The 26,502-nt window shown below is 34.2% G+C and carries 23 protein-coding genes; 7 read left to right on the plus strand and 16 right to left on the minus strand.

From position 1 onward, the window contains the following. Positions 1-65: 65 nt before the first annotated feature. The 4 genes from BLR17_RS07840 to BLR17_RS07855 form a co-directional block, all read right to left on the minus strand. Entirely contained in the window at positions 66-1,895 is a 1,830-nt protein-coding gene (locus tag BLR17_RS07840) for an ABC transporter ATP-binding protein (protein ID WP_066324063.1), read from the minus strand. Beyond that, positions 1,895-3,622 carry a phospho-sugar mutase gene (locus tag BLR17_RS07845; RefSeq protein WP_066324065.1) on the minus strand — a complete coding sequence of 576 codons (1,728 nt, stop codon included), beginning with the start codon at positions 3,620-3,622 and terminating at the stop codon, positions 1,895-1,897. Before BLR17_RS07845 ends, BLR17_RS07840 begins: the two co-directional genes overlap by 1 nt. Positions 3,623-3,749: 127 nt before the next feature. Then, entirely contained in the window at positions 3,750-4,709 is a 960-nt protein-coding gene (locus tag BLR17_RS07850; RefSeq protein ID WP_066324067.1) for a glycosyltransferase family 2 protein, read from the minus strand. 2 nt (positions 4,710-4,711) lie between these two features. Further along, a complete protein-coding gene (locus BLR17_RS07855) occupies positions 4,712-5,233 on the minus strand; it encodes a DUF4199 family protein (protein ID WP_066324069.1) in 522 nt (173 codons plus the stop codon). Between the two features lie 236 nt (positions 5,234-5,469). Between BLR17_RS07855 and BLR17_RS07860 the strand changes: the two genes are divergently transcribed. From BLR17_RS07860 to BLR17_RS07875, 4 genes are all read left to right on the plus strand, one after another. Next, positions 5,470-5,721: a type B 50S ribosomal protein L31 gene (locus BLR17_RS07860; protein WP_026714974.1), complete on the plus strand. Its 252-nt coding sequence runs from the start codon at positions 5,470-5,472 to the stop codon at positions 5,719-5,721. A gap of 131 nt (positions 5,722-5,852) precedes the next feature. Then, complete coding sequence (locus BLR17_RS07865) at positions 5,853-7,028, plus strand: GlmU family protein (protein ID WP_066324071.1); 1,176 nt, start codon at positions 5,853-5,855, stop codon at positions 7,026-7,028. Positions 7,029-7,220: 192 nt separating this feature from the next. Continuing rightward, positions 7,221-8,855 (plus strand): ABC-F family ATP-binding cassette domain-containing protein, encoded by a 1,635-nt coding sequence (locus BLR17_RS07870; RefSeq protein ID WP_066324073.1) that lies wholly within the window; start codon positions 7,221-7,223, stop codon positions 8,853-8,855. Between the two features lie 129 nt (positions 8,856-8,984). Further along, the gene (locus BLR17_RS07875; protein WP_066324074.1) at positions 8,985-9,662 is read left to right on the plus strand and encodes an alpha/beta hydrolase family protein; all 678 of its coding nucleotides are present in this window, start codon (positions 8,985-8,987) and stop codon (positions 9,660-9,662) included. 72 nt (positions 9,663-9,734) lie between these two features. Here BLR17_RS07875 and BLR17_RS07880 read toward each other — a convergent pair whose 3' ends face one another. Continuing rightward, positions 9,735-10,250, minus strand: a complete 516-nt coding sequence (locus BLR17_RS07880) for a hypothetical protein (protein WP_066324421.1) — start codon at positions 10,248-10,250, stop codon at positions 9,735-9,737. Between the two features lie 167 nt (positions 10,251-10,417). Here BLR17_RS07880 and rpmH point away from each other — a divergent pair, with 167 nt between their 5' ends. Continuing rightward, positions 10,418-10,579, plus strand: a complete 162-nt coding sequence (rpmH, locus tag BLR17_RS07885; protein WP_008464848.1) for a 50S ribosomal protein L34 — start codon at positions 10,418-10,420, stop codon at positions 10,577-10,579. A 163-nt stretch (positions 10,580-10,742) separates the two neighbouring features. Beyond that, the gene (gene carB, locus BLR17_RS07890) at positions 10,743-13,598 is read left to right on the plus strand and encodes a carbamoyl-phosphate synthase large subunit (RefSeq protein ID WP_066324075.1); all 2,856 of its coding nucleotides are present in this window, start codon (positions 10,743-10,745) and stop codon (positions 13,596-13,598) included. Positions 13,599-13,791: 193 nt separating this feature from the next. Here carB and BLR17_RS07895 read toward each other — a convergent pair whose 3' ends face one another. The 10 genes from BLR17_RS07895 to BLR17_RS07945 all read right to left on the minus strand — a co-directional run bounded on the left by BLR17_RS07895 (position 13,792) and on the right by BLR17_RS07945 (position 23,392). Then, positions 13,792-15,090: an APC family permease gene (locus BLR17_RS07895; protein WP_066324076.1), complete on the minus strand. Its 1,299-nt coding sequence runs from the start codon at positions 15,088-15,090 to the stop codon at positions 13,792-13,794. 144 nt (positions 15,091-15,234) lie between these two features. Further along, on the minus strand, positions 15,235-15,801 hold the full coding sequence (locus BLR17_RS07900; RefSeq protein ID WP_066324079.1) for a dihydrofolate reductase family protein: 567 nt from the start codon (positions 15,799-15,801) through the stop codon (positions 15,235-15,237). A 279-nt stretch (positions 15,802-16,080) separates the two neighbouring features. Further along, positions 16,081-16,644: a hypothetical protein gene (locus BLR17_RS07910; protein WP_066324085.1), complete on the minus strand. Its 564-nt coding sequence runs from the start codon at positions 16,642-16,644 to the stop codon at positions 16,081-16,083. A gap of 177 nt (positions 16,645-16,821) precedes the next feature. Beyond that, a complete protein-coding gene (locus BLR17_RS07915; RefSeq protein ID WP_031457626.1) occupies positions 16,822-17,370 on the minus strand; it encodes a hypothetical protein in 549 nt (182 codons plus the stop codon). Between the two features lie 296 nt (positions 17,371-17,666). Then, positions 17,667-18,896, minus strand: a complete 1,230-nt coding sequence (locus BLR17_RS07920) for an ATP-binding cassette domain-containing protein (RefSeq protein WP_066324088.1) — start codon at positions 18,894-18,896, stop codon at positions 17,667-17,669. Positions 18,897-19,096: 200 nt separating this feature from the next. After that, positions 19,097-19,867, minus strand: coding sequence for a patatin-like phospholipase family protein (locus tag BLR17_RS07925; RefSeq protein ID WP_066324090.1), 771 nt, complete (start codon positions 19,865-19,867; stop codon positions 19,097-19,099). A 96-nt stretch (positions 19,868-19,963) separates the two neighbouring features. After that, positions 19,964-20,401, minus strand: a complete 438-nt coding sequence (locus BLR17_RS07930; RefSeq protein ID WP_066324092.1) for an acyl-CoA thioesterase — start codon at positions 20,399-20,401, stop codon at positions 19,964-19,966. 168 nt (positions 20,402-20,569) lie between these two features. After that, entirely contained in the window at positions 20,570-21,853 is a 1,284-nt protein-coding gene (locus tag BLR17_RS07935; RefSeq protein ID WP_066324094.1) for a serine hydrolase domain-containing protein, read from the minus strand. 357 nt (positions 21,854-22,210) lie between these two features. After that, positions 22,211-22,600: a DUF1398 domain-containing protein gene (locus tag BLR17_RS07940; protein ID WP_066324097.1), complete on the minus strand. Its 390-nt coding sequence runs from the start codon at positions 22,598-22,600 to the stop codon at positions 22,211-22,213. Positions 22,601-22,669: 69 nt separating this feature from the next. Further along, positions 22,670-23,392, minus strand: coding sequence for a YoaK family protein (locus BLR17_RS07945; protein WP_066324099.1), 723 nt, complete (start codon positions 23,390-23,392; stop codon positions 22,670-22,672). A 234-nt stretch (positions 23,393-23,626) separates the two neighbouring features. Between BLR17_RS07945 and dnaK the strand changes: the two genes are divergently transcribed. Beyond that, the gene (gene dnaK / locus BLR17_RS07950) at positions 23,627-25,504 is read left to right on the plus strand and encodes a molecular chaperone DnaK (protein WP_066324103.1); all 1,878 of its coding nucleotides are present in this window, start codon (positions 23,627-23,629) and stop codon (positions 25,502-25,504) included. 131 nt (positions 25,505-25,635) lie between these two features. Here the strand turns inward: dnaK and BLR17_RS07955 are convergent, their stop codons facing one another. After that, positions 25,636-26,310, minus strand: coding sequence for a TIGR02117 family protein (locus BLR17_RS07955; RefSeq protein WP_066324110.1), 675 nt, complete (start codon positions 26,308-26,310; stop codon positions 25,636-25,638). Positions 26,311-26,502: the final 192 nt, after the last annotated feature.

Raw genomic sequence — 26,502 nt, forward strand, 5'->3', positions numbered from 1 at the left:
AATGGTATTATAAAGGTATAACTCGTTTTTGAATCTAAAATAAAGTGATGTTAATTTTTAATTATTTATTCAAAAGATTGCATGGAAACTAATTTATTATAAGTGCCATTTAAAGCGATTAATTCTTCGTGTGTACCTTGTTCAACAATTTTTCCTTTTTGCATTACAACAATCAAATCGGCTTTTTGAATGGTGGAAAGACGGTGTGCAATTACAATAGAAGTACGGTTTTGCATCATGTTTTCAAGTGCCAGTTGAACAAATTTTTCGCTTTCTGTATCTAATGCTGAAGTTGCTTCGTCCAAAATCATGATTGGAGGGTTTTTTAAAACGGCACGGGCAATTGACAAACGCTGTTTTTGACCTCCTGATAGTTTATTTCCGCTGTCGCCCACATTAGTGTAGATTCCTTCAGGTAAATCTTTTATAAATTCATATGCATTAGCAATTTTTAAAGCTTCGATTACCTCTTCGTCAGTGGCATCGGGCTTTCCTAAAGCAATGTTAGCTTTGATGGTGTCGTTAAACAAAATGGAATCCTGAGTGACTAATCCCATTAAGCCTCTCAGTGATTTTAATTTAATGTCTTTGATATTAACTCCATCCATGGTGATTTTACCTTCGTTAACATCATAAAAACGGGTCAGTAAATTTGCAATCGTACTTTTTCCGGAACCAGATTGCCCTACTAATGCAACAGTTTTTCCTTTTGGGATTTCCAGCGTGAAATTGTTCAGTACATTTTCTTTTTTGTATCTGAAATTGATGTTTTCCAATTTGATAGATTGTTCGAAATTATCTTTTTCAACTGCATTTACTTCGTCAACAATAGTGTTTTCTTGTTCCATTAAGGTAAAGACTCTTTCGGCGGCAGCTAATCCTGATTTTACCTGATAAGAAGCTCTGGAAACTGCTTTAGCGGGAGTTAAAATAGTGTAGGCAAGAGCAATATAGGTAATAAAAGTTGCTGAAGTAATAGAATGTTCTTCTACAACAAGTTGGGCGCCAAACCATAACAGGATAGAAATAGTAACAATTCCTAAAAATTCACTCATAGGAGAAGCTAAGTTGTTTTTGTTACCAATGCTATTCGAAAGATGCAAAAGACGATCAATAGAGTTATTGAATTTTCCGATAAAAGATTCTTCGGCATTATAGCCTTTAACTACTTTCAGTCCACCCAGAGTTTCGTCTAAAATAGAAATAAAAATACCATTTTCGTTTTGAGCTTTTATTGATTTAGCTTTCAGGTTTTTTCCAATTTTAGAAATAATAACACCAGCAATTGGAATAAATACCAAAACAAATAAAGAAAGTGTTGGACTAATGATAAACATCGTTGCAATAGAAAAAACAATGGTCAGCGGTTCTCTGACTACTAATTCTAAAACCTGAAAAAAGGAGTTTTGAACATCATTAATATCACCCAGCATACGAGCCATCACATCTCCTTTTTTCTTTTCTGAATAATATGAAATTGGCAGGTTTATAATTTTTGCGTACAGATTTTTTCTTAAATCTCTAAGAACACCGGTTCTTAAACGGGTAACGTGGTAAGAAGCAAAGTAATTAGTTATGTTTTTTAATAAGGCTGTTATAATGATAATTGAAATAACAAAAAGCAACATAATTTTAAAACCGTAAACCTCGGTAAGTGTTGTCATTTTGTAATTCAGGAAATCTCCTGTGTATTTTTTAAGACTTCCAATTCCTTCGTATTGAGGTTCTTTGTATAACTTTTGATCAATTCCAAAAAGGACATTCAGTGTAGGTATCATTGATACCATCAGCAAAGTGGAAAACAATGCATAGAATATATTAAAAAACACATTTAAATAAATGTGTTTTTTGTAATTTGAAACAAAAGGAATTAGTTTTTTTATGTTGATATCCATTATTTTAATTGCATTTCAGAAATTATAGCAGCAATTTTTTGATCTAAATAAGCTTCTACTTCGTTAAAGTTTTCTACAGCATCCAGTTCAGTGTTTACGCTGATGTAGAATTTAATTTTTGGTTCTGTTCCACTTGGTCTGGCACAAATTTTAGAACCATCTTCAGTGTAATAAATCAATACGTTTGATTTTGGCATATCCATTACTGACTCGGAACCATCAAGTAAGTTTTTAGCAATTGATGAATCGTAATCTTCAATCATAACCACGCGTTGACCGTTGATTTCTTTTAATGGATTTTCTCTTAAATCAATCATCATCTGATTGATTTCCTGTAGGCCTTCCATTCCTTTTTTAGTCAATGAAACTAAATATTCTTTGTAGAATCCATGATCAACATACAGGTTTAGTAATTCTTTGTAAACCGTACTGCCGTTAGCTTTTGCCTGAGCGGCAACTTCGCAAATTAATAAAGTAGCTGCAACTGCATCTTTATCACGAACTGCATCGCCAACCATGTATCCAAAACTTTCTTCTCCACCACCAATGAATTGTAGTTCAGGGAAATCTTTAATCATTTTGGCGATCCATTTGAATCCGGTTAATCCCACTTTAAACTGAACACCATAAGCTGAAGCCAGTTCCATAATCATAGGAGTGGAAACAATAGTAGATCCTACAAATTGTTTTCCGTTGATTTTGCCTGCTTTTTTCCATTTTTCCAATAAAAAGGCAGTCATTAAAATCATGGTTTGGTTTCCGTTCAACAAAGTCATTTTGCCTTCGTTGTTTCTAACGGCAATTCCTAAACGGTCACAATCCGGATCCGTACCAATCACGATATCAGCGTTGGTTTTATCTGCAAGTTCCAGCGCTAAGGTTAACGCTTCCGGTTCTTCCGGATTAGGTGATTTTACAGTTGGGAAATCTCCGTTTGGAACTTCTTGTTCTTTAACAATTTGTACGTTTTTGTAACCCGCCTGAGCCAGAGTTTCAGGAGTAACAGTAATCGAGGTTCCATGTAATGAAGTGAAAACAATGTTTAGATTGTCTTTTGCTTCTTGTGGTGTGTTAAAACTTGCGTTTTCTACTGTTGATTTGATAAATGCCTCATCAATATCTTTGTCTATATATTGAATCAAATCTTCATTTGCGTCAAATTTGATTTCGTTATAATTTAATTTTTCGATAGCATTGATAATTGCTTCGTCTTCCGGTGGAACAATTTGTCCGCCGTCTTGCCAGTACACTTTATATCCGTTGTATTCCGGTGGATTGTGCGAAGCAGTTAGTACAATTCCGCATTGGCAACCAAGATGTCTCAATGCAAATGATAATTCCGGTGTTGGTCTTAAATCAGAGAATAAATATACCTGAATCCCATTGGCAGAAAAAACATCAGCCACCACTTTAGCCAGTGATTTACTGTTATGGCGACAATCAAAAGCAATAACCGCTTTTATAGGTTGGTCAGGAAAAACAGATTTTAGATAGTTTGAAAGTCCTTGTGTGCTTTTTCCAAGTGTGTATTTGTTGATTCGGTTGTTTCCTACTCCCATAATCCCCCGCATTCCACCTGTTCCAAACTCAAGATTTTTGTAGAAACTTTCTTCAACTTCTTTAGGTGAAGTAGCTACTAATTTGTTAAGTGCTTCTTGGGTTGTAGCATCAAATATAGGGCTTTGCCATTCTTTAACAGCATCTAAAATGTTTTGTTTCAATTCCATTTTTGTCGCGTTTTTTAGATTCTAGTTTTTATAATAGGTTGTTTTTAGTCTTTGTGAAATTTGATTTTTTTATAGTTTCAATCGAAATTTAGTAAATAAATAGTTTGTTTCAACAAACTATTTGTAATTACAGAAAATTAATTTCGTTGGAAATTTTATATCGCTCTTCGTTGTGTTTTGTGCGCAAAATAATTTCGCCTAAAAAACCGGCTAAAAATAATTGTGTGCCTAATATCATTGTAGTTAAGGCAATGTAAAACCAAGGGTTGTTTGTTACTAAACTGTAAGGCATGTTGTTGTACATATGATATAGTTTGGAAAAACCAATATATCCTGCCAGTAAAAAACCAATGATGAACATTAAAGAGCCAATGGCTCCAAATAAGTGCATGGGTCTTTTTCCAAATCGGGACAGGAACCAAATGGTTATTAAATCAAGGAAACCATTGATGAAACGTTCCATTCCAAATTTAGTCTCACCGTATTTTCTGGCCTGATGTTGCACTACTTTTTCACCAATTTTTCCAAATCCGGCATTTTTTGCCAAAACCGGAATGTATCGGTGCATTTCGCCTGAAACTTCGATGTTTTTTACTACTACATTTCGGTAAGCTTTTAATCCGCAATTAAAATCATTCAATTCAACTCCCGAAGTTTTTCGGGCGGCCCAGTTGAATAATTTAGAAGGAAGATTTTTGGCTACAACTGAGTCGTAACGTTTCTTTTTCCATCCGGAAACCAAGTCGAAATTTTGAGCGGTAATCATTTTGTATAATTCCGGAATTTCTTCAGGGCTATCTTGCAAGTCGGCGTCCATGGTGATGATAACATCTCCCTGAGCTTTTGCAAAACCGGCATGTAAAGCCTGTGATTTTCCGAAATTTTTCATAAATCGGATTCCTTTTACATGAGCGTTTTCGGCAGCAAAGCCTTGAATGATAGACCATGAATCATCTGTACTTCCGTCATCTAAAAAAATGACTTCATAAGAATAATGGTTTTCCTGCATTACTTTAATAATCCAGCTGTAAAGTTCTTTCAGTGATTCTTCTTCGTTAAGAAGTGGTATTAGTATGGATAAATTCATTTTTATTTTGTGTTTCTAAAAAAAGCCGCTACAACTAAACCGATGATACTGTCTCTTAGTAAATATTTTAAAGATCCAGATAAAATTTCGGTAATAGCAAATGGATTATAGTTTTTAGATAATTGAATTGCATTTGCTATATCTTTTTGTGAAGCATTATTTAATTTTAGAGTGTTTATGTTAAAATCGATTATCATTTTTTTGATAGCTTCTGCGATTTCCGGAGAGATTAATAAATTGGTTATTATAATCAACCCCAGAGCAATTAAGGCGTGAGCAGTTAAAATAGTAATGAAATAAGCTGAGAATGTGGTTCTGAAATTAATTTTACCATTTGAAAGGGATTTTACTTTTAGAACAGAAAAAATACCACAAGCTATAAATAGGAGTAGGAAAAAGAATCCGATTCCTATATTTGAAATTAATGAGTTGTTGTAAAAATAAATGTAAGCATTTAAAAAGGTTAATAGCGTTCCTAAAATTAAGCCGTTTTTTGCAGCTGTCTTTTTTACAAAGTCGTTCATTAATCTAATTTTAATTTTGAAGCAACAAATATAGTAAATCCCTGTATACTGAAGAGTAAAAAACTGTTTTTAGCTGTTTATATAAAAAAAAGAAATAAAGATTTGTTTATTGAAAAATAATTGTATTTTTGCATCCTCAAAATAATATATAATAAAAAGTTATAATTAGTTTATACCTTTTCTGAAAAGGAAAGCTTCAAAATGAGTTATAACCAAACAAATAAAAAAGATTCAAGATGAAAAAAGGTGTACACCCAGAAAATTACAGATTAGTTGCTTTTAAAGACATGTCTAATGACGACGTTTTTATCACTAAATCAACAGCAGAAACTAAAGAAACAATTGTACACGAAGGTGTAGAATATCCAGTTGTAAAAATGGAGATCTCTAGAACTTCTCACCCTTTTTACACAGGTAAATCTAAACTTATCGATACTGCAGGACGTATTGATAAATTCAAAACTAAATACGCTAAACACATTAAATAATTTTAATTTGTTTTTAAATAATAGATTAAGCCTTCCTTTTGGAAGGCTTTTTTGTTTTTATCTCTTTGAAAACTTTGTAACTTTGGCAACGGGTTTTTGTAGGAAACCGCAATTAATAAAAAGAAAACTTTATGAATTATATACTTTTTGATGGTCCGGCCCGTAACGCTTTGTTGCCATTTACTTTTACACGCCCCGTAGCGGATATTTTGATTGGAATTATGACTATTCGCCAAAAATGGGAAAGGTATTTGGGGTCTACGATTACTACTTTGACTGAGGAATATTTATCTGAAAAGTATCCAATGGTGGAGTTAGAGGAAAATGTAATGATTAATGCTTCTTTTTTGCCAAATGATATTTTAGCTGAAATGATTTCTAATTTAGAATCCAATCAGGCGATTTTTAAAGGAGAAGAAGTGATTGCTTTTTTTACTAATGACAGTCAGGAAGAAGTGGATTTTGATAATTACGAAATTATCGAATACAATGAGGATTGTTTGACGGTGATGAATACCTGGGATATTTTTTCTAAAAATGGAGCTGCAATTCGCGAAGATTTTGAATTTTTGACAGAAGACAGAAAATCACAGCCAATTCCTCAAAGTGTAAATGTTATTGCGCCGGAAAATGTTTTTATTGAAGAAGGTGCAAAGTTGGAATATGTGACTTTGAATGCTTCTACCGGACCTATATATATTGCTAAAGATGCTGAAATTATGGAGGGCTCTGTGATTCGTGGTCCTTTTGCATTGTGTGAGGGGGCGGTGGTTAAAATGAGTGCTAAAATTTATGGGCCAACAACGGTGGGGCCTTATTCGAAAATAGGTGGAGAAGTAAATAATTCGGTATTGTTTGGTTATTCTAATAAAGGGCATGATGGTTTTTTAGGAAATTCGGTTTTAGGTGAGTGGTGCAACATTGGTGCAGATAGTAATAATTCGAATTTGAAAAACAACTATGACGAAGTGCGATTGTGGAGTTACGAAACCGAAGGTTTTGCTAAAACGGGATTGCAGTTTTGTGGTTTGATGATGGGGGATCACAGTAAATGTGGAATTAATACGATGTTTAATACCGGGACAGTTGTTGGGGTGAGTTCAAATATTTTCGGAAGTGGTTTTCCTCGTAATTTTGTTCCGAGTTTTTCCTGGGGTGGTGCCGCAGGATTTACTACTTATGTGACTAAAAAAGCTTTTGAAACAGCTAAGTTGGTTATGGGAAGAAGAAATATTGAGTTTGATGAAAAAGAAGCTGCTATTTTAGAGCATGTTTTTGAGGAAACTAAAAAATGGAGAAAAGAATAGCTTAGTAGTGAAATTCAAAAATAATTCAACCGCAGATTCGCAGATTTTTTAAATAGGTGAATCTGCGGTTTTTTTGTTTTTGAGAAAGAAAATTAACAATTGTCTAATCACTTAATTAATTTATCTTTGCACTTTTAAAATTATTGAGGGCAGAACTTCTAACTTTCACCCTCTAACTTCTAACTTCAAACAATGATTACAATTAACGATATATCGGTTCAATTTGGTGGAACGACACTTTTTAGCGATGTTTCTTTTGCTATTAATGAAAATGATAAAATTGCCCTTATGGGTAAAAATGGTGCGGGAAAATCAACTTTGTTGAAAATTATAGCAGGAAATTCCAAGCCTTCAACAGGAAGTATTTCGGCACCAAAAGATGCTGTTGTGGCTTATTTGCCGCAGCATTTATTGACTACTGACGGTGCTACGGTAATGGAAGAGGCTTCTAAGGCTTTTTCTGAAGTTTTTAAAATGAAAGCCGAGATTGATGAAATCAATGAGCAATTGACTATTCGTACCGATTACGAAAGTGACGATTATATGAAATTAATCGAGCGCGTTTCTGATTTAAGTGAGAAGTTCTACGCTATTGAAGAAGTAAATTATGAGGCAGAAGTAGAAAAAGTCCTGAAGGGATTGGGGTTTGTGAGTGAGGATTTTACACGTCAAACTTCGGAATTTTCAGGAGGATGGAGAATGCGAATTGAATTGGCTAAAATTTTATTGCGTAAACCTGATTTAATTTTGCTGGATGAGCCTACGAACCACATGGATATTGAAAGTATTCAATGGTTGGAAGATTTCCTGATTAATTCGGCTAAGGCAGTTGTGGTGATTTCTCACGACAGGGCTTTTGTTGATAATATTACTAATCGTACTATTGAGGTTACGATGGGAAGAATTTATGATTATAAGGCGAAATATTCTCATTATTTAGAATTGCGTAAAGACCGTAGAATTCACCAACAAAAAGCATACGATGAGCAACAAAAAATGATTGCTGATAACAGAGCTTTTATTGAACGTTTTAAAGGGACTTTTTCTAAGACCGATGCGGTTCAGTCGCGTGTTAGAATGCTTGAAAAATTAGAAATTGTTCAGGTAGATGAAGTAGATACTTCGGCTTTAAAACTGAAATTTCCACCTGCAGCGCGTTCAGGACAATATCCGGTTGTGGTTAAGGATTTGGCAAAATCTTATGGAGATCATGTGGTTTTTAAAGATGCTAATATCGTTATTGAAAGAGGGCAAAAAGTAGCTTTCGTGGGTAAAAATGGTGAGGGAAAATCAACGATGATTAAAGCTATCATGAAAGAAATTGGAATTGATGGTGGTAGTGTTGAAATTGGGCATAATGCTCAAATTGGATATTTTGCACAAAATCAGGCGTCATTATTAGATGAAAATGCTACTATTTTTGAAACTATCGATGCGATTGCTGTTGGTGATATTAGAACTCAAATTAAAAATATTCTTGGAGCTTTTATGTTTCAGGGCGATGATATTACTAAGAAAGTAAAAGTGCTTTCCGGAGGAGAGAAAACACGTCTGGCAATGATTAAATTGTTGTTGGAACCGGTAAATTTATTGATTCTGGATGAGCCTTCAAATCACCTGGATATGAAAACTAAGGATATTATTAAGGATGCATTACGTGATTTTGACGGAACTTTAATTTTGGTTTCTCACGACCGTGATTTCCTTGACGGACTGGCAACAAAAGTTTTCGAGTTTGGAAACAAAAGAGTGGTGGAACACTTTGAAGATATTACTGGTTTCTTAGCGCATAAGAAAATGGATAGTATGAAAGAGATAGAAAAATAATTTTTTCTGAAGTAAATTGTATAAAGGCACAAGTTGATTCTTGTGTCTTTTTTATTTTTTGTTTAAGTGATAAATGGTGAATTGAAACTTTAAATTAGTATTTTGGTAATTTGAAATTTATTTTTTCCTATGAGTAAAATTCCTGTTTATTTTATGCCTGGTTTGGCAGCGAATCCTATGATTTTTGAACGAATTAAGCTGGATGATGCGCTGTTTGATGTTTATTATTTAGAATGGGAACTTCCAAAGTATAAAGAGGTTTTGGAGGATTATGCTAAGCGAATGGCTTTGTATGTGAAAAAAGAAAATGCTGTTTTAATAGGTGTTTCTTTTGGAGGGATTTTGGTACAGGAAATGGCTAAGTTTCTCAATGTGCAGAAAGTAATTATTATTTCGAGTGTTAAATCAAAGTTGGAATTTCCTAAACGTATTCATTTTGCCAGGAAAACATTAGTGTATAAATTAATTCCAATTCGATTGATTTTGAGTTTTGGTAAGTTGGCTCAATTTGTATTTGGAGAAAAAATGTCGCACAGAATGCAGTTGTATGATACTTTTTTATCTGTTCGTGATATTTATTATCTGAAATGGTCAATTGAAAAAGTGGTTTTGTGGAATCGTTCTCGGGTGGATGAACGGGTGATTCATATTCACGGGGATAAGGATAATATGTTTCCTATTCAGAATATACGTAAATGTGTTGTTGTTGAGGGGGGAACTCATGTGATGATTTATACTAAATACCGGTGGTTTAATGCTAATTTGCCGGCTATTATTTTAGATACTAAGAATTTGTTTTATAGTTGAAAAGCTATGGGGAAGGCATAAAAAAAACCGTCAAATAATTTTATTTGACGGTTTTTTTTATTGTGTTGAAAGTTATATTTTTTTCATTTGTTCTTTCATCATGTTGATTTGATCTTTCAGCATTCCTTGTTTGTCTAGTTTTTTAACTTCAGAAATCAGGTTGTTAGCTTCAATTTTTCTTCTTCTTGATAAAGCTATTCCGGCTAAGTTTAATTTAGCAACTGCTAGATCCATATCCATGGACAGGCCTAATTCGATGGCTTTCTTGAAATATTTTTCAGACTGATTGATATTTGTTTGCGAAAGCATGATTCCGTGAAGGTAATTAAAGTAGCCTTGTTGTTTTCTTGTTAAGGCTCCGTCAGGGTTTTTGATATGAGAAAGCCATTTTTGAGCGCCTTCAAAATCTTGTTTTCTTAATTTTAAAAAAGCTAATAATATATATTCGTTTCTGTAATAAAGGAAAACAGGGATTGCAGTAAGTAATAATAAGAAAATTCCGTTTCCAATATTGTTTTCGGTAAATTGCCAAATGCTTGTAATTACGATAAGTCCGGCGATAATAAGTTTGATATTCTTGTTTAACATGATGGGTATATAATTTGTGCTTGCAAAGATAGTAAAAGGAATTAAAAATATTTTTATAAAACTTCTTGCCAGAAAAAAAAGTCTTTGTATATTTGCACTCGGTTTAGAAATAGCCACCACATCAAAAAATAAAAGATACAAATAATAAGATTTAAAGATACAAAGCAATGAGCAAAAGAACGTTTCAACCATCGAAAAGAAAAAGAAGAAATAAACACGGATTTATGGACAGAATGGCTTCTGCAAATGGAAGAAAAGTTCTTGCGCGTAGAAGAGCTAAAGGAAGACATAAATTAACTGTTTCTAGCGAGCCTAGACACAAAAAATAATGTTTGTATAAACATAAATAAGGGCGTTACTTTTTTTAGTATCGCCCTTTTTTATACCTTGTCATAAATATAACTCAAACTTAAGATTTTTAGTGAGTTGCATCATTTTAAACTTATAAAATTGAGAGATAAAAAAACTTGAAAAAACAATAATTACATCATAATGCCAAAAGACACTTCAATCAAATCAGTTTTAATTATAGGTTCAGGTCCTATCGTTATTGGTCAAGCTTGCGAATTTGATTACGCAGGATCACAATCAGCACGTTCTATTCGTGAAGAAGGAATCGAGGTTATTCTTATCAATTCGAATCCTGCTACAATTATGACCGACCCTTCTATGGCGGATCATATCTACTTGAAGCCTTTAACAACTAAATCGATTATTGAAATCCTAAAAGAGCACCCGCAAATTGATGCTGTATTGCCTACAATGGGAGGACAAACAGCACTTAACTTGTGTTTAGAGGCTCAGGAAAAAGGAATTTGGGACGACTTTGGAGTACGATTGATTGGTGTTGATGTAAATGCCATTAATATTACTGAGGACAGAGACCAATTTAAAGACCTTTTAAAGAAAATAGGTGTGCCTACCGCTCCTGCTGAAATTTGTACTTCTTATTTAAGAGGAAAAGAAATTGCTCAGGAATTTGGTTTTCCATTAGTTATACGTCCTTCGTTTACTCTTGGAGGAACAGGAGCTTCTATCGTATACAAACCGGAAGATTTTGACAGATTATTAACTGCCGGACTTGAAGCCTCACCAATTCACGAAGTTTTGATTGACAAGGCTTTGATGGGATGGAAAGAGTACGAATTAGAACTTTTAAGAGATAAAAATGATAATGTTGTAATTATCTGTTCTATCGAAAATATGGACCCAATGGGAATTCATACGGGAGATTCGATTACAGTAGCACCAGCAATGACATTATCGGATACAACATTCCAAAAATTACGTGATTACGCTATCCTGATGATGCGTAGTATTGGTAATTTTGCCGGAGGATGTAACGTGCAGTTTGCCGTTTCACCGGATGAAAAAGAAGATATCGTAGCAATCGAGATTAACCCTCGTGTATCTCGTTCTTCTGCTTTGGCATCTAAAGCAACAGGTTATCCAATTGCTAAAATCGCTTCGAAATTAGCTTTAGGTTATAATTTAGATGAGTTGCAAAACCAAATTACAAAATCAACTTCGGCTCTTTTCGAACCAACATTAGATTATGTGATTGTGAAAATCCCACGTTGGAACTTCGATAAATTTGAAGGTTCAGACAGAACTTTAGGACTTCAAATGAAATCAGTAGGTGAGGTAATGGGAATTGGACGTTCGTTCCAGGAAGCTTTACATAAAGCTACTCAATCATTGGAAATCAAAAGAAATGGTTTAGGAGCTGATGGAAAAGGTTATACTAATTACGAGCAAATCATTGAAAAACTGACTTATGCAAGTTGGGATCGTGTATTTGTAATTTACGATGCTATCGCAATGGGAATTCCATTGAGCCGTATCCACGAAATTACTAAAATCGATATGTGGTTCCTGAAACAATATGAAGAACTATTTATTTTAGAAAAAGAAATTTCTAATTATAAAGTAAGTGATTTGCCAAAAGAATTGTTGCTTGAAGCAAAACAAAAAGGTTTTGCTGACCGTCAATTGGCTCATATGATGGGATGTTTAGAGAGTGAAGTGCATGCTTTACGTATGGAAATGAATATTAACCGTGTTTTTAAACTGGTTGATACCTGTGCGGCTGAGTTTAAAGCTAAAACGCCTTATTACTATTCAACTTTTGAGGCTGAAATTGAAAAAGCAGACGGAACCCGTTTTGTAGATAACGAAAGTTATGTTACTGATAAAAAGAAAGTAATTGTTCTGGGGTCCGGACCAAACCGTATTGGACAGGGAATTGAGTTTGATTATTCTTGTGTACACGGAGTTTTGGCTTCTAAAGAATGTGGTTACGAAACTATTATGATCAACTGTAACCCTGAAACGGTTTCTACTGATTTTGATACAGCAGATAAATTATATTTCGAACCAGTATTCTGGGAACATATTTACGATATTATCCAACACGAAAAACCGGAAGGTGTTATCGTTCAGTTAGGTGGACAAACAGCATTGAAATTAGCTGAGAAATTATCTAAATACGGTGTAAAAATCATCGGAACTAGTTTTGACGCGTTAGATTTAGCTGAGGATAGAGGACGTTTCTCTGATTTATTGACTGATTTGAAAATTCCTTTCCCTAAATTCGGAATTGCAGAAAGTGCAGACGAAGCTTCTAAATTAGCAGATTCATTGGATTTCCCATTATTAGTTCGTCCTTCTTATGTATTAGGAGGTCAGGGAATGAAAATTGTAATTAACAAACAAGAGTTAGAAGAGCACGTAATTGATTTATTGAAATCGATTCCTGGTAATAAATTATTGTTGGACCACTATTTAGATGGTGCTATCGAAGCTGAAGCAGATGCAATTTGTGACGCTGACGGAAATGTGTACATCATCGGAATTATGGAGCATATTGAGCCTTGTGGAGTTCACTCCGGAGATTCTAATGCGACATTACCTCCGTTTAACTTAGGAGAGTTTGTAATGCAACAAATCAAAGATCATACGCAGAAAATTGCTGTAGCTTTGAAAACAGTTGGTTTAATCAATATCCAGTTTGCTATCAAAGACGATACGGTTTATATCATCGAAGCTAACCCAAGAGCTTCCCGTACAGTTCCTTTTATCGCAAAAGCTTACGGTGAGCCATACGTGAACTATGCTACAAAAGTCATGTTAGGACATAGTAAAGTAACTGATTTTGATTTCAATCCTCAATTAAACGGTTTTGCAATCAAACAACCGGTATTCTCTTTCAGTAAATTCCCTAACGTAAACAAAGCATTAGGACCTGAAATGAAATCTACAGGAGAAAGTATCTTGTTTATTGAAGACTTAAAAGACGATCAGTTCTACGAATTGTACTCAAGAAGAAAAATGTATTTGAGTAAATAACATTTGAAAGTTATATAGTTATCCTAAAATAGGCTGACAGATTGATATGAAAATCCCGATTGCATTATGTAATCGGGATTTTCGTTTTTTATAAGTCTGTTATAATATTTTAATTGAGATAAATAATTGTACAACCAGATGTCCCGAAATTAGATTCTCGGGTTTTGTCTTGCTATAGCGCTATGATTGTGTTTTATTTTTTAAGTTTTGTAAAATAAATTAAAGCATAGATGACAGATAAAACTCCAATAGAAATGACTGTTCCAATGATTTCGTTTTGTGTCAAATTAGATAAAAAATAAAGAATAATAGCAATTGATAGTATAGGAATACTTAAACCGCCGGGAATAGTAAATTCATCTGCTTTAGCTTTCTGACTGTAGCGCAATTTGATTACGGCTAAAACCACTCCCATGTAAACTATTAAAATGGAACTACTTGCAATAACAACCAGGCTTTCAAAACTTCCTGTTGCAGCAATCAAAAAACCTAATAAGGCATAAACAATAATCGCTATATAAGGAGTTGCGAAGGAGGAATGGATTTTGGCCAGAGCCTTTATGGGAATTACCCGGTCACGAGAAAGCGCATACAATGTTCTTGGATTATTTAAAATATCTCCACTCAGGAAACCAAACATCGAAATAGCGGCTCCCGTAGTTAAAATTACAAATCCAATTGGACCAAAAATAACATCGGCAGTAGCAGCAAGCGGAGTAGCGGTATGTTGTGGCAATTGATTTCCTAAAACACCCTGAGCTACCGTTTGAATGAGCATATAAAGGATCACAATTGCAGTGATACTAATGAAAATAGCTTTAGGAATGGTGCGCTTAGGATTAATAACCTCGCCCGAAACTACAATTCCGGATTCGCAACCCTGAAAGGCAAAAAATAAAACAAGAGAAGTTTTTCCCAGTTGTTGAATATCAGGAAAACGTTCTATAACTAAATTCTGCACAGAAACAGCCTGCCAACCAAAAACAACCAAAAGCAATAAGGGAATTAACTTAGCAATTGTGTTGATTTTGACCAATCCAATACCTTGTTTTACACCAATTACATTGATAAAAGCCAGACCTCCAAAAACTAAGATTAAAAACAAAATACGTATCGCTGCTAATTCGAAGACAGGATGTGCAGAGCCCAAAACATTAACCAGAGCGTTAGAAACAGCTGCATCGGCAAGCAGAGTACCACCAACGGTAAAAACACCTGCAAGGAAACCCGCATAAGGGCCAAAAGCCGTTTCAATATAGGAATAAACACCGCCTGTTTGTGTTACTTTACTGGAAGCTTCGGCAAAACAAAGCATGATAAGGGCCATTAAAAGTCCGCAAAAAAAGTAGGCAATAATACTCGATGCCCCCATAGATGAGGCAACAATAGCTGGAAGAGCAAAAATTCCGGCGCCAATAATGACATTCATAATATTGGCTGATAAGCCAAAAACACCAATGGTGCGTTTAAATTCTTCTTCCTGGTTAATCATCTTTTTGGGGTTTATGGATAAGTTGCTTTAGAAAACGAAGTTATGCAAAAAAGATGTTGCTTGACCAAAGAAAAGTGATTGCTGAAGAAATTCAACATTTTTGTGCCTGACTTTGAAAAAATGTTTTCTTTGATTTTTGGTGAGTCAATATTTCAACGGCTCGTAATAAAGTACAATAACACCTGAACCAAAAGTTTTTGTTTTGGAGAGTTTGAGATTTTTTCTGTCTTTTAATTTGTCAAACAATGGCAGACCCTTTCCTTCTAAGACAGGATGAATGCAAATCTGAAATTCGTCAATCAAGTTAAGGTTCATCAGATGAATAATTAAACTTCGACTGCCAACTAAAATATCTTTTCCGGATTGTTGTTTGAGTTCTGTAATTTCTTTTTCTATAGGTTGGTTTGATAATTTAACACTATCCCATCCGATAGCTATCGAATCCGTATTTTTCAGCGTATGCGAATAGACAATTTTTGGAACCCGGTCTATTGCCAAAGCAAAGTCATCCATTGTTTTTTCACCGGAAGGATTTTTTAGCAGCGTTTGCCAGAACTGCATCAATTGGTACGTTATTCTTCCATATAGAATAACTCCTACCTCATCTAAAAGCTCAGTATAATGTTGGTGTAGTTCTTCATCTGCAATTCCTGCTGTATGATCGCAAATTCCGTCCAATGTCATATTGATTGCAGCAATTACTCTTCTCATAATTTATTTCTTTTAAATCAGCTGTAAAAAACACTCATGCCAGTATGTGGGTTTCATATTTGATACTATCATTTGATACTATCAAAATAATAATTTTAAATTCTATTGCGTAATTTTTGCCAAGTAATATTATGGCTAACGGTTTGTTGCTTTGCTCAGTGGCTTGAAATTCAAGACTGAACATTATAAATATAAAAATTAGATTGGAGTTAACAGCGTTTTTTCGCAAGAAAAAACCAAGCCCAAGCCATTGTGCAAAACAGCTGTTGGTAGTAGGTTTTATTTATTCGCAATTATAATTTCAGAAATCAATTCGTTTTCAAATTCTAAAACTCTTCTCTTTTTGTCGTTTATAAATGCAGATGATTGAATTTTTGGAAAACCTTTGAAAAAGTAGTCTAGATAATGAACATATAAACCTTTATACTTAACATCTTTCATACTAAAAACTGAATTAAGTCTTTTGATAAAATTTGAAGAACTTATAAGTTTTTCAAATTCAGTTCTATATTTTTCAGTTTTTTTGGTATAAGTTTCTCCTTTTTGTGAATATAAATCTCCATTAAAGAATATTTCATTTCCTTGTTCTTTTACCTCTTTTTCAATAGTCGTTAAATAATCAAAATACTCTTTTGATAAACTATCACAAAGTTTAATTTTCCATGACGTTTCAGTATTTTTTATTTTTGATATTTTGATTTTAATATTCTCTTTCAAAATTTCATTGTACTCATTATTTTCTTTTATGTGTAAGTCATAAGTTACTTCGAATTTTTCTTCTATGCTTAAATCGGAATTACAAGAGGTAAAAGTAAAAAGTGTTAAAAAAAATATTTTCTTCATATTATGTTTTTCATCTCGATTTTGGTTAAACTTACTGCTAACGTCTTGGTACTAAAGCGGGTTTGGGATTAAATTAAGACCTATTCTCGGATTTGCCAAATCATCCCAAATACAAAACCAACTTTCCATTAAGCCAAATGCCCAAATCCGTTGTAGTAGCTGTTAGTGGCTGGCAATTTATTCCTGTTGAATCCATTCATATTTTCCATTTTTCAGATATATAATTCCGCCTCCGCAACTTTCTTTAGCGTGCATATATATTCCGTCATTTAATAGTTTTATTTTATCAACTTCTTTTATTTCTTCTTCGGATAATAATTCTCCATCTTTATTTACATTATTCCAATAGATTTCATTTTTCGGTGCTTTTTCAAAAATTCCTGCCCAATCAATTTCATCAAAACCTTGTTCTAATATATTATTTCCCATTCCGAAATAATCAGTTCTATTTCCGTTTCCAAAGATTATTCTCAAACCGCTTTTTCCGTTTTTCGTACTCCTAACAATTTCAACTATTTCATTCAAATTATCTCCATCTAAATCACACAGAATTTTGTTTGTTTTGTGTTTTTTAGAAGTTTCTATTGTGTCAATATTTTTAACTTTAGTTTCTCTTTTTACTAACGTGTTATATCCTTTATTTTGGACTTTTTCGGATTCTTCTTTTACTTCCTTTTTACAAGAAATAAAAACTAGAATAATAACTATTAAGATTCTAATTTTCATATTTCGTTTTTCTGCGTTTTTTAGGTTTGCTTGCCACTAACTTGTATATAGGTCTGATAAAATAAGATCTATCACCCCAATTTTGGACGGATAGGTCTGACGGTAATCAGATTTTATTTTACCAAATATATAAATAATTCACTACAAATTACATAGAATTTCAATTTCATAATTCAATGGCAATTACAATTTTAGAAAGAAAATAATCGGTAAAAGTATACCATAAAAAAATCCGACTTGTAGAAACAAATCGGAGTGCTATTGTTATTGATTTTTGAAATTGCTATCGAACAGTGTTATTTGATAATTCCTGTAGAACCTTCACCGGACGGAATTAATTCAAAAACAGCATTGGGAGCTAAATTGGGTTCGATGCGGTGCGAAACATACACAATGGTCATATTGGATTCCTGTTTCAATAAATTGATGAGTTGGCATACCATGGCTACATTTTCATCGTCTAAGCCTTCAACGGGTTCGTCCAATATAACCAAAGGCGGATGTTTTAAAACCGAACGAACAATCATTGCCAGTCGTTGTTGTCCTACCGAAAGGCGTTTGAACATCTTGTTTTTAAGGTGTAACATCCCAATTAAGTCAAGCCATTCATCGGCAATTGTTTTTTGTAAAGTCGTTGGTAAATCATACAATCCGATAGAATCAAAAAATCCGGATAGAATCATTTGTTCTAAAGTGTGGTTTCTTGTAAACAAACTGGTCATATTGGTGGCAAAATAGCCGATGTTTTTCTTGATGTCCCAAACACTTTCACCACTTCCTTTTTTTCTTCCAAAAAGGTGTAAATCCTGTCCGTAACCTTTAGGGCTGTCACCGTTGATTAACGATAAAAGTGTACTTTTTCCGGAACCATTAGGGCCAATCAATTGCCAAAATTCTCCTTGTTGAATCGTCCAGTTGATGTTTTTTACAATTGGTCGTTCTTCGTAGCTAACACATACATTATTCATCTGAACCAGAATTTTTTGGTTGTATTCAATAGGATGAGCCGGATGTGGAATTCCCTGTTGGTTTATAATTTTGGATTCGTGTGCTTCGTGCGAGATGTTTTCCAATACAAAATCATCGGAATTGATTTGTCTGTTATTCGAAATAAAAGGCAGCAAATCGGCATGGCGGTTGATGAGCTGTATAATTTTGATTTCAGAAGCCATTGCTTCCATTGATTTTGCCAGCTCTATTCGGGAAGCCTGATCTAAATGATCCATTGGATTGTCAAAAATGATAAAATCAGGTTTTTGGTCAATACAATAGTGTAGAAATTTCTTTTTCCGTTGTCCTGAAGAAAAAGTACTTAGTTTTCTGTTTGAATCTACCGCTGTTAATTCGAGGTATTGAAATTCTTTTTGGATAAAATGGTCTATAGCTAAATCGGAAAAAAGGATGCCCTTTAATTCGTTAAAAGGTGCTAATTCGGGATTGGCTTTTCCGGAAAGAATGGTTTCTATAAATTCTTTTTTATTGATTTGATTGGATAATAAAATGTTCCAATGAGAGGCAGTAGTCATCAAAAAGTTTCTTTTTTTATTGACCGTAAAGATAAGAAGTTTTTAATTGATGAGTATTGAGTATTCTGTGAGCAGAAAGCAGAAATCAGAAATCAGAAATCAGAAATCAGAAATCAGAAATCAGAAATCAGAAATCAGAAATAGAATACTTAACTGACTCTAAGTCTCAAACCATCAACTGTCAACCGACAACTGACAACTTAAACCTGAATATCGAGTGATTTAATTTGGTGTTCCAAAGTAAGTGCATATTGATAGCTGTATCTAAAAATTTCATCGGCATTTTTTAGATTGTAAAGGCTGTATTGACTCATGTTTGGCGGTTCAAAATACAAATGACAGCTGTGTGTTTTTTGTTCCACCGAACTTTTCATAGCCAGATGAAAACAGCGGTCTAAGATATTATTCATACTTACTTTGTCGACTTCTTTTTTTATCGAATTGACATAGCTGCCAATGATAATATCGCATTGTCCTAATAAGGGTTCGATAGGGAAATTGTTTATTACACCGCCATCGACATACAAAGTGTTGTTGAAATTTACTGGCTGAAATAATAGTGGCATACAGGAAGATGCCATGATAGCATGAGAGATATTTCCGGAGGTAAAATAAACCAATTCACCTTTTAAAATATCTGTGGCTGTAACGTATAACGGGATGTTTAAATCTTCAAATGAATTGCTTGGAAAACAATCGAGATAAATATCATGAAATCCTTTCATAGCAAATAAGCCCTGTCTTTTGATTAAAAGGTTTGAAAAACTAAAGATTTGTCCTTTTTTCAAAATAGTTAAAATCTCCGTTGCCGAATAGCCCGCTGCATAAAAAGCGCCTGCTATGGCTCCGGCACTTGTTCCGGATACAATAGAAGCTTTGATGCCAAATTCTTCTAAGGCTTTAAGTAATCCTAAGTGAGCGATACCGCGGGCACCACCACCTGAAAATACAATTCCGACTTTAGTTTTCATTTTTTGGTTTAAGGTTAAGATTAAGATTAATGGTTATTAGGTATGGGTTATGAGTTATGTTACTTTTGTTCTATTACTATTGAATTTTGCCATTGCTTAAGATACTATGAAATCTTCGCTTTTTGGAATACTCAATAAGGCATTAACGGCAATTTCGGGAACCGGATCGATTAATTTGCGCAATTTAGTATCCATCCAGGCACCGTCAACGGTTAAAGTAGCACAAAGTAAATTGTCTTCGGTTCGGAATTCGTGAGCAATTGACCATCGTGAAGCATCGGCTCTCATTTTGGCTACTGTAGTATGAATGTAAACCGAATCACCCTGGGTAATTTCTTTTCTAAAAACACATTCTTCTCTAAATAGTACTGGACCAAAATGCTGTTTTTGAAAAACTTTTAAATTCAATCCCAGACTGTCTAAGATTTCCATTCGATGTTGCGCGGCACAATCGTAATAGACACTATGACGAACATGGAAATTAGGGTCTAAATCAGCCCAGCGAAAAGTGAGATGTTTACTGAAAGAGGTCATGCTGTGTCATTAAAATGTTATTTCCAGAAGAAACTCTGTTCTTGTAAATTTAGAGAATTCTAATTTATTATTTAGAATGTGGGCTGTTTTTTTAACAAGCTTTTAAATAATAAAAAAAGCGGATTCTAATAAAATAGAAGCCGCTTTTGAGGTTGTTTTTTTGATGAATTAATCATCGATGGCTTGTTCTGCCAAGAGCTGAAATTTCCAGCCTGTATTGTCGGATGTTTTTTGTGTTTGTTTGAGGATAATTCCAATGAGTTCTTCTTTAGGGTCGGCAAAATATTGAGTGTTGAAGTAACCGCCCCAGTTGAAAGTTCCGGCGCTTCCTTGTCCGCCTAAATCTTCGCCCATTTGGTTTAAAACTCTAAAGCCTAATCCGTGACCGGCATCTGTTTTGCCCCAAATTTCACCAATCTGGTTGGCTAACATAAACTGTACAGTGGTTCTGCTTAATAATCGAATGCCGTTAAGTTCGCCTTTATTTAAGAACATCTGTAAAAATGTTGCATAATCTTTGGCTGTACTTGAAAGTCCGGCACCACCGGAGAAAAAGCTTTTGGCTCCTTTTATTGGATAATTAGTGTCGTAGAAAGTATTAGGAAAGGGAATCCATTTTCCGTTTTCTTTGGTTTGCACGGTAACTAATCGGTTGGATTTTGATACCGGCAGATAGAAATAAGTGTCGTTCATTTCTAAGGGTTCAAAAATTCGGGTTCTATAGAATTCGTCCATTGGCATACCAGACATGATTTCGATAAAATACCCAATAACATCCAGTCCTTCGCTATAAGTGAATTTTTCTCCAGGATTATGATGTAAAGGCAGTTTTGCCAGTTTCTTGACACTTTCGGCAATGGTAATTTTATCAGTTGTAAATAAATCGGTTACGCCGGCGTCTTTGTATATTTTTTTAAAACGAGGGTCACTATCAATTTGACCATAGCCAATACCGGAAGTATGGGTAATTAAATCACGAATGGTAATTTCTCTTTTGGCAGCTTTGGTAGTATATTTTCCATCAGGATAAACCGAATCTAAAACTTGCGGATTTTTGAATTCGGGAATGTATTTGGAAATAGGGTCGTCCAATTTGAATTTTCCTTCTTCCCAAAGCATCATCACAGCAGTAGTAGTAATTGCTTTGGTTTGAGATGCAATCCTGAAAATAGCATCGGTTTTTAAGGTTTTTGAAATGGCATTGTCTGCCATTCCAAAAGCTTTGAAATAGACAATTTTTCCTTTGCGGGCTACCAGGGCTATCGCTCCGGGAATTTCCGAATCGGCAACGGCTTTGTTGAGCATATTGTCAATACGAGCCAATCGTTCGCTGGACATTCCTACGCTGGCAGGAGCAGCCTCGCTTAGTTTTGGAGAGTTTTTTATAGATTTAGTTTGAGCGTAATTGCTAAAACTGGAAATCGTAAAAAGTAAAATAAAAAGGTTTTTCATGGTTGTTTTTTTTAGATTTAATCTGTGCTAAATCTGTTTGGTTTGTTTTATTAATTTTCTTTTTTGCTTGATCAAAAAAGAAACAAAAAAATATTCATGCTTTATTATTGTTTTTTTGGTATTCATGAATCTTCGATTTCAAGTCTTACGCTTCCTCGTCGGTCAAATTAGTTTTCGAATGCTAAAAGAAAAGAAACTCGCTACGCTCAGACAGCTTTTCTTTTTACGCATTCTTCAAACATTTGACACTCGACTGCGGAAGCTAAGGATACTCGAACATTAACGTTTTAATTTTAATCTGTCGAAATCTGTTAGATCCGCTTTATCTGTGTTCCGATTTTTAACAATAAAATGTTATTACTCTGGGATTTTTTCAATCAGAATAGGATTTTCTGAGCTGTCATAATAAGTACAGGTCATTTCGATGATATCTACACGCCATTTGGCAATTCCGCATAGGGCTGCATGTTGGCAAAAAGTAAGATAGTCAGTTTGTCCGTCCTGATGCATGACCAGATATTCAATGAAACGCTCTTTGTTAGCCACCGAAGCAACAGCCATAGGTTCGTATTTTTTCTCGGTACTCGCAGCAAAGCCGTTATCACCAATATAGGCAACGCTGCCATCGGTTACGATGGTGTCATAGCCTTTTACGCCCAGTTGGATGAGGTCTTGAATGTAATTAGGGAAATCAGCACCCGATTTTACTTTAGAATGTGCTGCTTTGATTTGGTCTATGGTAAACATAATATTTGAAAATTTTAGATTTTCAAATATAGTTTAAAAATTAAATGAGGTTTCTGTTTTTTACCTTTTTTAGTGTTTGTATTTACGGTTTAATAAAATTAATTTTAGTTTGATATTGTCATAAATCAAGCCGATAATTAGTGTCACAGCAGCAATAAACAATAGCTGTAGTTTTATTTTAGTGTACAAAACACCTGCTAAAATTCCTCCAATGAAAAAGAAACTTATTATGGTTAATCGTAGTTTGATAGAAGCAAATAGTTTTGTTCTCTTTTCCGTTTCTTTGTAGAAAAATAACTGTGAAAGTTCAATTCCTAAATCAGTAAAAAGACCTGTTAAGTGAGTTGTTCGTACAGTTGCATTAGAAATTTTTGTCACTAACGAATTTTGTAATCCCATGGCAAATAATAAAGTGTAAGCAATAATATTAGGATTTTTGGTTATTAAATTTTCACCAGATAAGCCAATTATGAACAATAACAGGATTTCTATTGATATGGGAAAAACATAAATGTTCCGTTCTGTTTTTTGGGAAAAGAGCTCAATTAAAAAACCAGAAGTAAACGAACCCATGAAAAAGAAAAAGATGTATAAAAAATAGATAAAACCGTTGTTGAAATTCAATTTAAAAAGTTCATCCAGAAAGTAGGCAAAATGTCCGGTGACGTTGGTGGTTAATTTTTGAACCGCTAAAAATCCAGATACATTTACTATTCCTGCTACAAAGGACAATAAAGAAGCAATTTGTAAATTATGACTTAAAGTTCTATGTTTTCCCTGATGTCGAAACATATTTTAATTTTTTAGGTTATAATGGAATAATTCAGATGCTTATCTTTTGTATGACAGCTATGTCTTAAATTTAAGCAAGCTGTCAGTTAGTGTAAAATGTCATCTTGTCAGCTAATTTATTGTAATTTTATTAAATACTGACAATTTACAGAAGGCTTTTACATTGGCACAAAGATTGACTTGTGCATGATGAGTTATTAAAATAAGTATATTAAAAACTAAATATAAATAAAAATGGGTAAAATAATCGGAATTGATTTAGGTACAACTAACTCTTGTGTTTCTGTAATGGAAGGTAGCGAAGCAGTTGTTATTCCTAACGCAGAAGGAAAAAGAACAACGCCATCTATCATCGCTTTTGTAGAAGGTGGAGAAATTAAAGTGGGTGATCCTGCAAAAAGACAAGCAGTAACTAATCCAACTAAGACTATTGCTTCTATCAAACGTTTTATGGGACATTCTTTTGCTGAAATTACTGAAGAAGCAAAAAGAGTTCCTTACAGTGTAGTAAAAGGTGACAACAATACACCACGTGTGGATATTGACGGTCGTTTATATACTGCTCAGGAGTTGTCAGCTATGACACTTCAAAAAATGAAAAAAACTGCTGAAGACTATTTAGGTCAAACAGTAACTGAGGCAGTTATCACTGTTCCTGCTTACTTTAACGATGCGCAACGTCAGGCTACTAAAGAGGCTGGTGAAATTGCTGGTTTAAAAGTTATGCGTATCATCAATGAGCCAACTGCTGCTGCACTTGCTTATGGATTAGATAAAAAAGGAACTGATCAAAAAATTGCTGTTTACGATTTAGGTGGAGGTACTTTTGATATCTCTGTTCTTGAATTAGGAGACGGAGTTTTCGAAGTATTGTCTACTAATGGAGATACTCACCTTGGAGGAGACGATTTTGACCAAGTTATTATTGACTGGTTAGCTGACGAATTCAAAGCTGAAGAAGGAATTGATTTGCGTTTAGACCCAATGTCTTTACAACGTATTAAAGAAGCTGCTGAGAAAGCTAAAATTGAATTATCTGCTTCTGCTGAAACTGAAATCAACTTACCATACGTTACTGCTACAGCTTCAGGACCAAAACACTTAGTTAAAAAATTATCTCGTTCTCAATTTGAAAAATTAGCTGATTCTTTAGTAAAACGTTCTATGGCACCAGTTGCTAAAGCGTTAAAAGATGCTGGTTTATCAGTTTCTGATATCGACGAAGTTATCTTGGTAGGTGGTTCTACTCGTATCCCAAGAATTGTTGAAGAAGTTGAGAAATTCTTCGGTAAAAAAGCTTCTAAAGGAGTTAACCCTGATGAGGTTGTAGCTATTGGAGCTGCTATTCAAGGTGGTGTACTTTCTGGAGATGTAAAAGATGTATTGTTACTTGACGTTACTCCATTATCTTTAGGTATCGAAACTATGGGTGGTGTAATGACAGTTCTTATCGAAGCTAACACTACTATCCCAACTAAAAAATCTCAGATATTCTCTACTGCTGCTGATTCTCAACCATCTGTTGAAATCCACGTATTACAAGGAGCCAGAGCAATGGCAGCTGATAACAAAACTATCGGTCGTTTCCACTTAGACGGTATTCCACCAGCACCAAGAGGAGTTCCTCAAATCGAGGTTTCTTTTGATATTGATGCTAATGGTATCATCAAAGTTTCTGCTACTGATAAAGGAACTGGAAAATCTCACGATATCCGTATCGAAGCTTCTTCTGGTTTAACAGCTGAAGAAATCGAACAAATGAAAAAAGATGCTGAGGCAAATGCTGATGCTGACAGACAAGCTAAAGAAAGAGCTGAAAAATTAAACGAAGCTGATAGTACAATCTTCCAAACTGAATCTCAATTGAAAGAGTTAGGAGATAAAATCTCTGCTGAGCATAAAACAGCTATTGAATATGCTTTAACTGAATTGAGAATGGCTCACCAATCTCAAGATCTTGCTGCTATTCAAAAAGGTTTAGATAACGTAAACGCTGCTTGGAAAACTGCTACTGAAGCTATGTACGCTCAAGGAGAGCAAGGTCAGGCTGCTGCTGAACCACAAGCTGAAGGTGATAACGTTCAAGACGTAGATTACGAAGAAGTAAAATAAGCAGAGAACCAATTTTGTGTAACAAAATTGTGTGAATCGCTTATCCCGATTTTTATCGGGATCTTTTGAAGAACATAAATAATGGAAAACTGGGTCCGAAATGGCCCGGTTTTTTTATGTCATATGAAGTTCTAATTGTATTTAGAAAAAATTCCTGTATCTGAAGCTGTCCAAAAACAACATTTTTGGCCACAGGCTTTTAATGCGTCATTTGCCCATGTATTACAAGTTTTGAAGATGCTGTAACTTCCTGTTGCTTCATAAAAAGCATCCGTTTTCCCGTAATTAGCGTTTGTTTTTATTACTTTGAAATTTCCTGAAGTTTCTGTTTGAAAACTATTACGGATGTAAGTGATTAGACGAGCGTATTGCTCTTTGCTGATTACTATTGCTTTACAGTCTTTGCCAATTTTCATATGTTTATAATAAGTGGCGTGAATAGCGGTAGAACTTAATCCTGTTGCAGCTTTAAAGGCTACAGAAGCTTTCAGGTCAGACCATTCCGGAGTTTCTAAATAAAAGCCTTTATCGCCCCAGCCTAAAGCTATAAAACGATAGGTAGAATCTGCAGCTTTTGTGTTTTTAAATTGAATTTGTTTACTCCAATCCATTTGTGCATTTTTCGTTGGCATTACAATGTCGGTATGAACTCCATTGGTTAAGATGTATATTTTAACTTCTGGTTTTGTCGTGGCTTCTTTTTCAATTGTAATTTTTGAAAGTAAATAAGCTGTGAATGCATACACTAAAATGAAACCTAAAAATGACAGGATTGTTTTTAAAAGTATTTTAAATGCTTTTTTCAAATTTGATTTTTTTATTGAAGTAATTCAAATTTAATTAAAAAAAGCTCATGTTAAAATTGTAATTCAAAATTGAAGAAGTGAAATCATTCAAAAAAATAGTAATTTTTTGAATAACCAATTTTTTAAAAATAAAAACACCTGTTAATAGTGGATTAGTCTCAACTATTAACAGGTGTTCTAAAAGAGTAAAAC

The sequence above is a fragment of the Flavobacterium glycines genome (genome assembly GCF_900100165.1).
GTDB lineage: Bacteria > Bacteroidota > Bacteroidia > Flavobacteriales > Flavobacteriaceae > Flavobacterium > Flavobacterium glycines.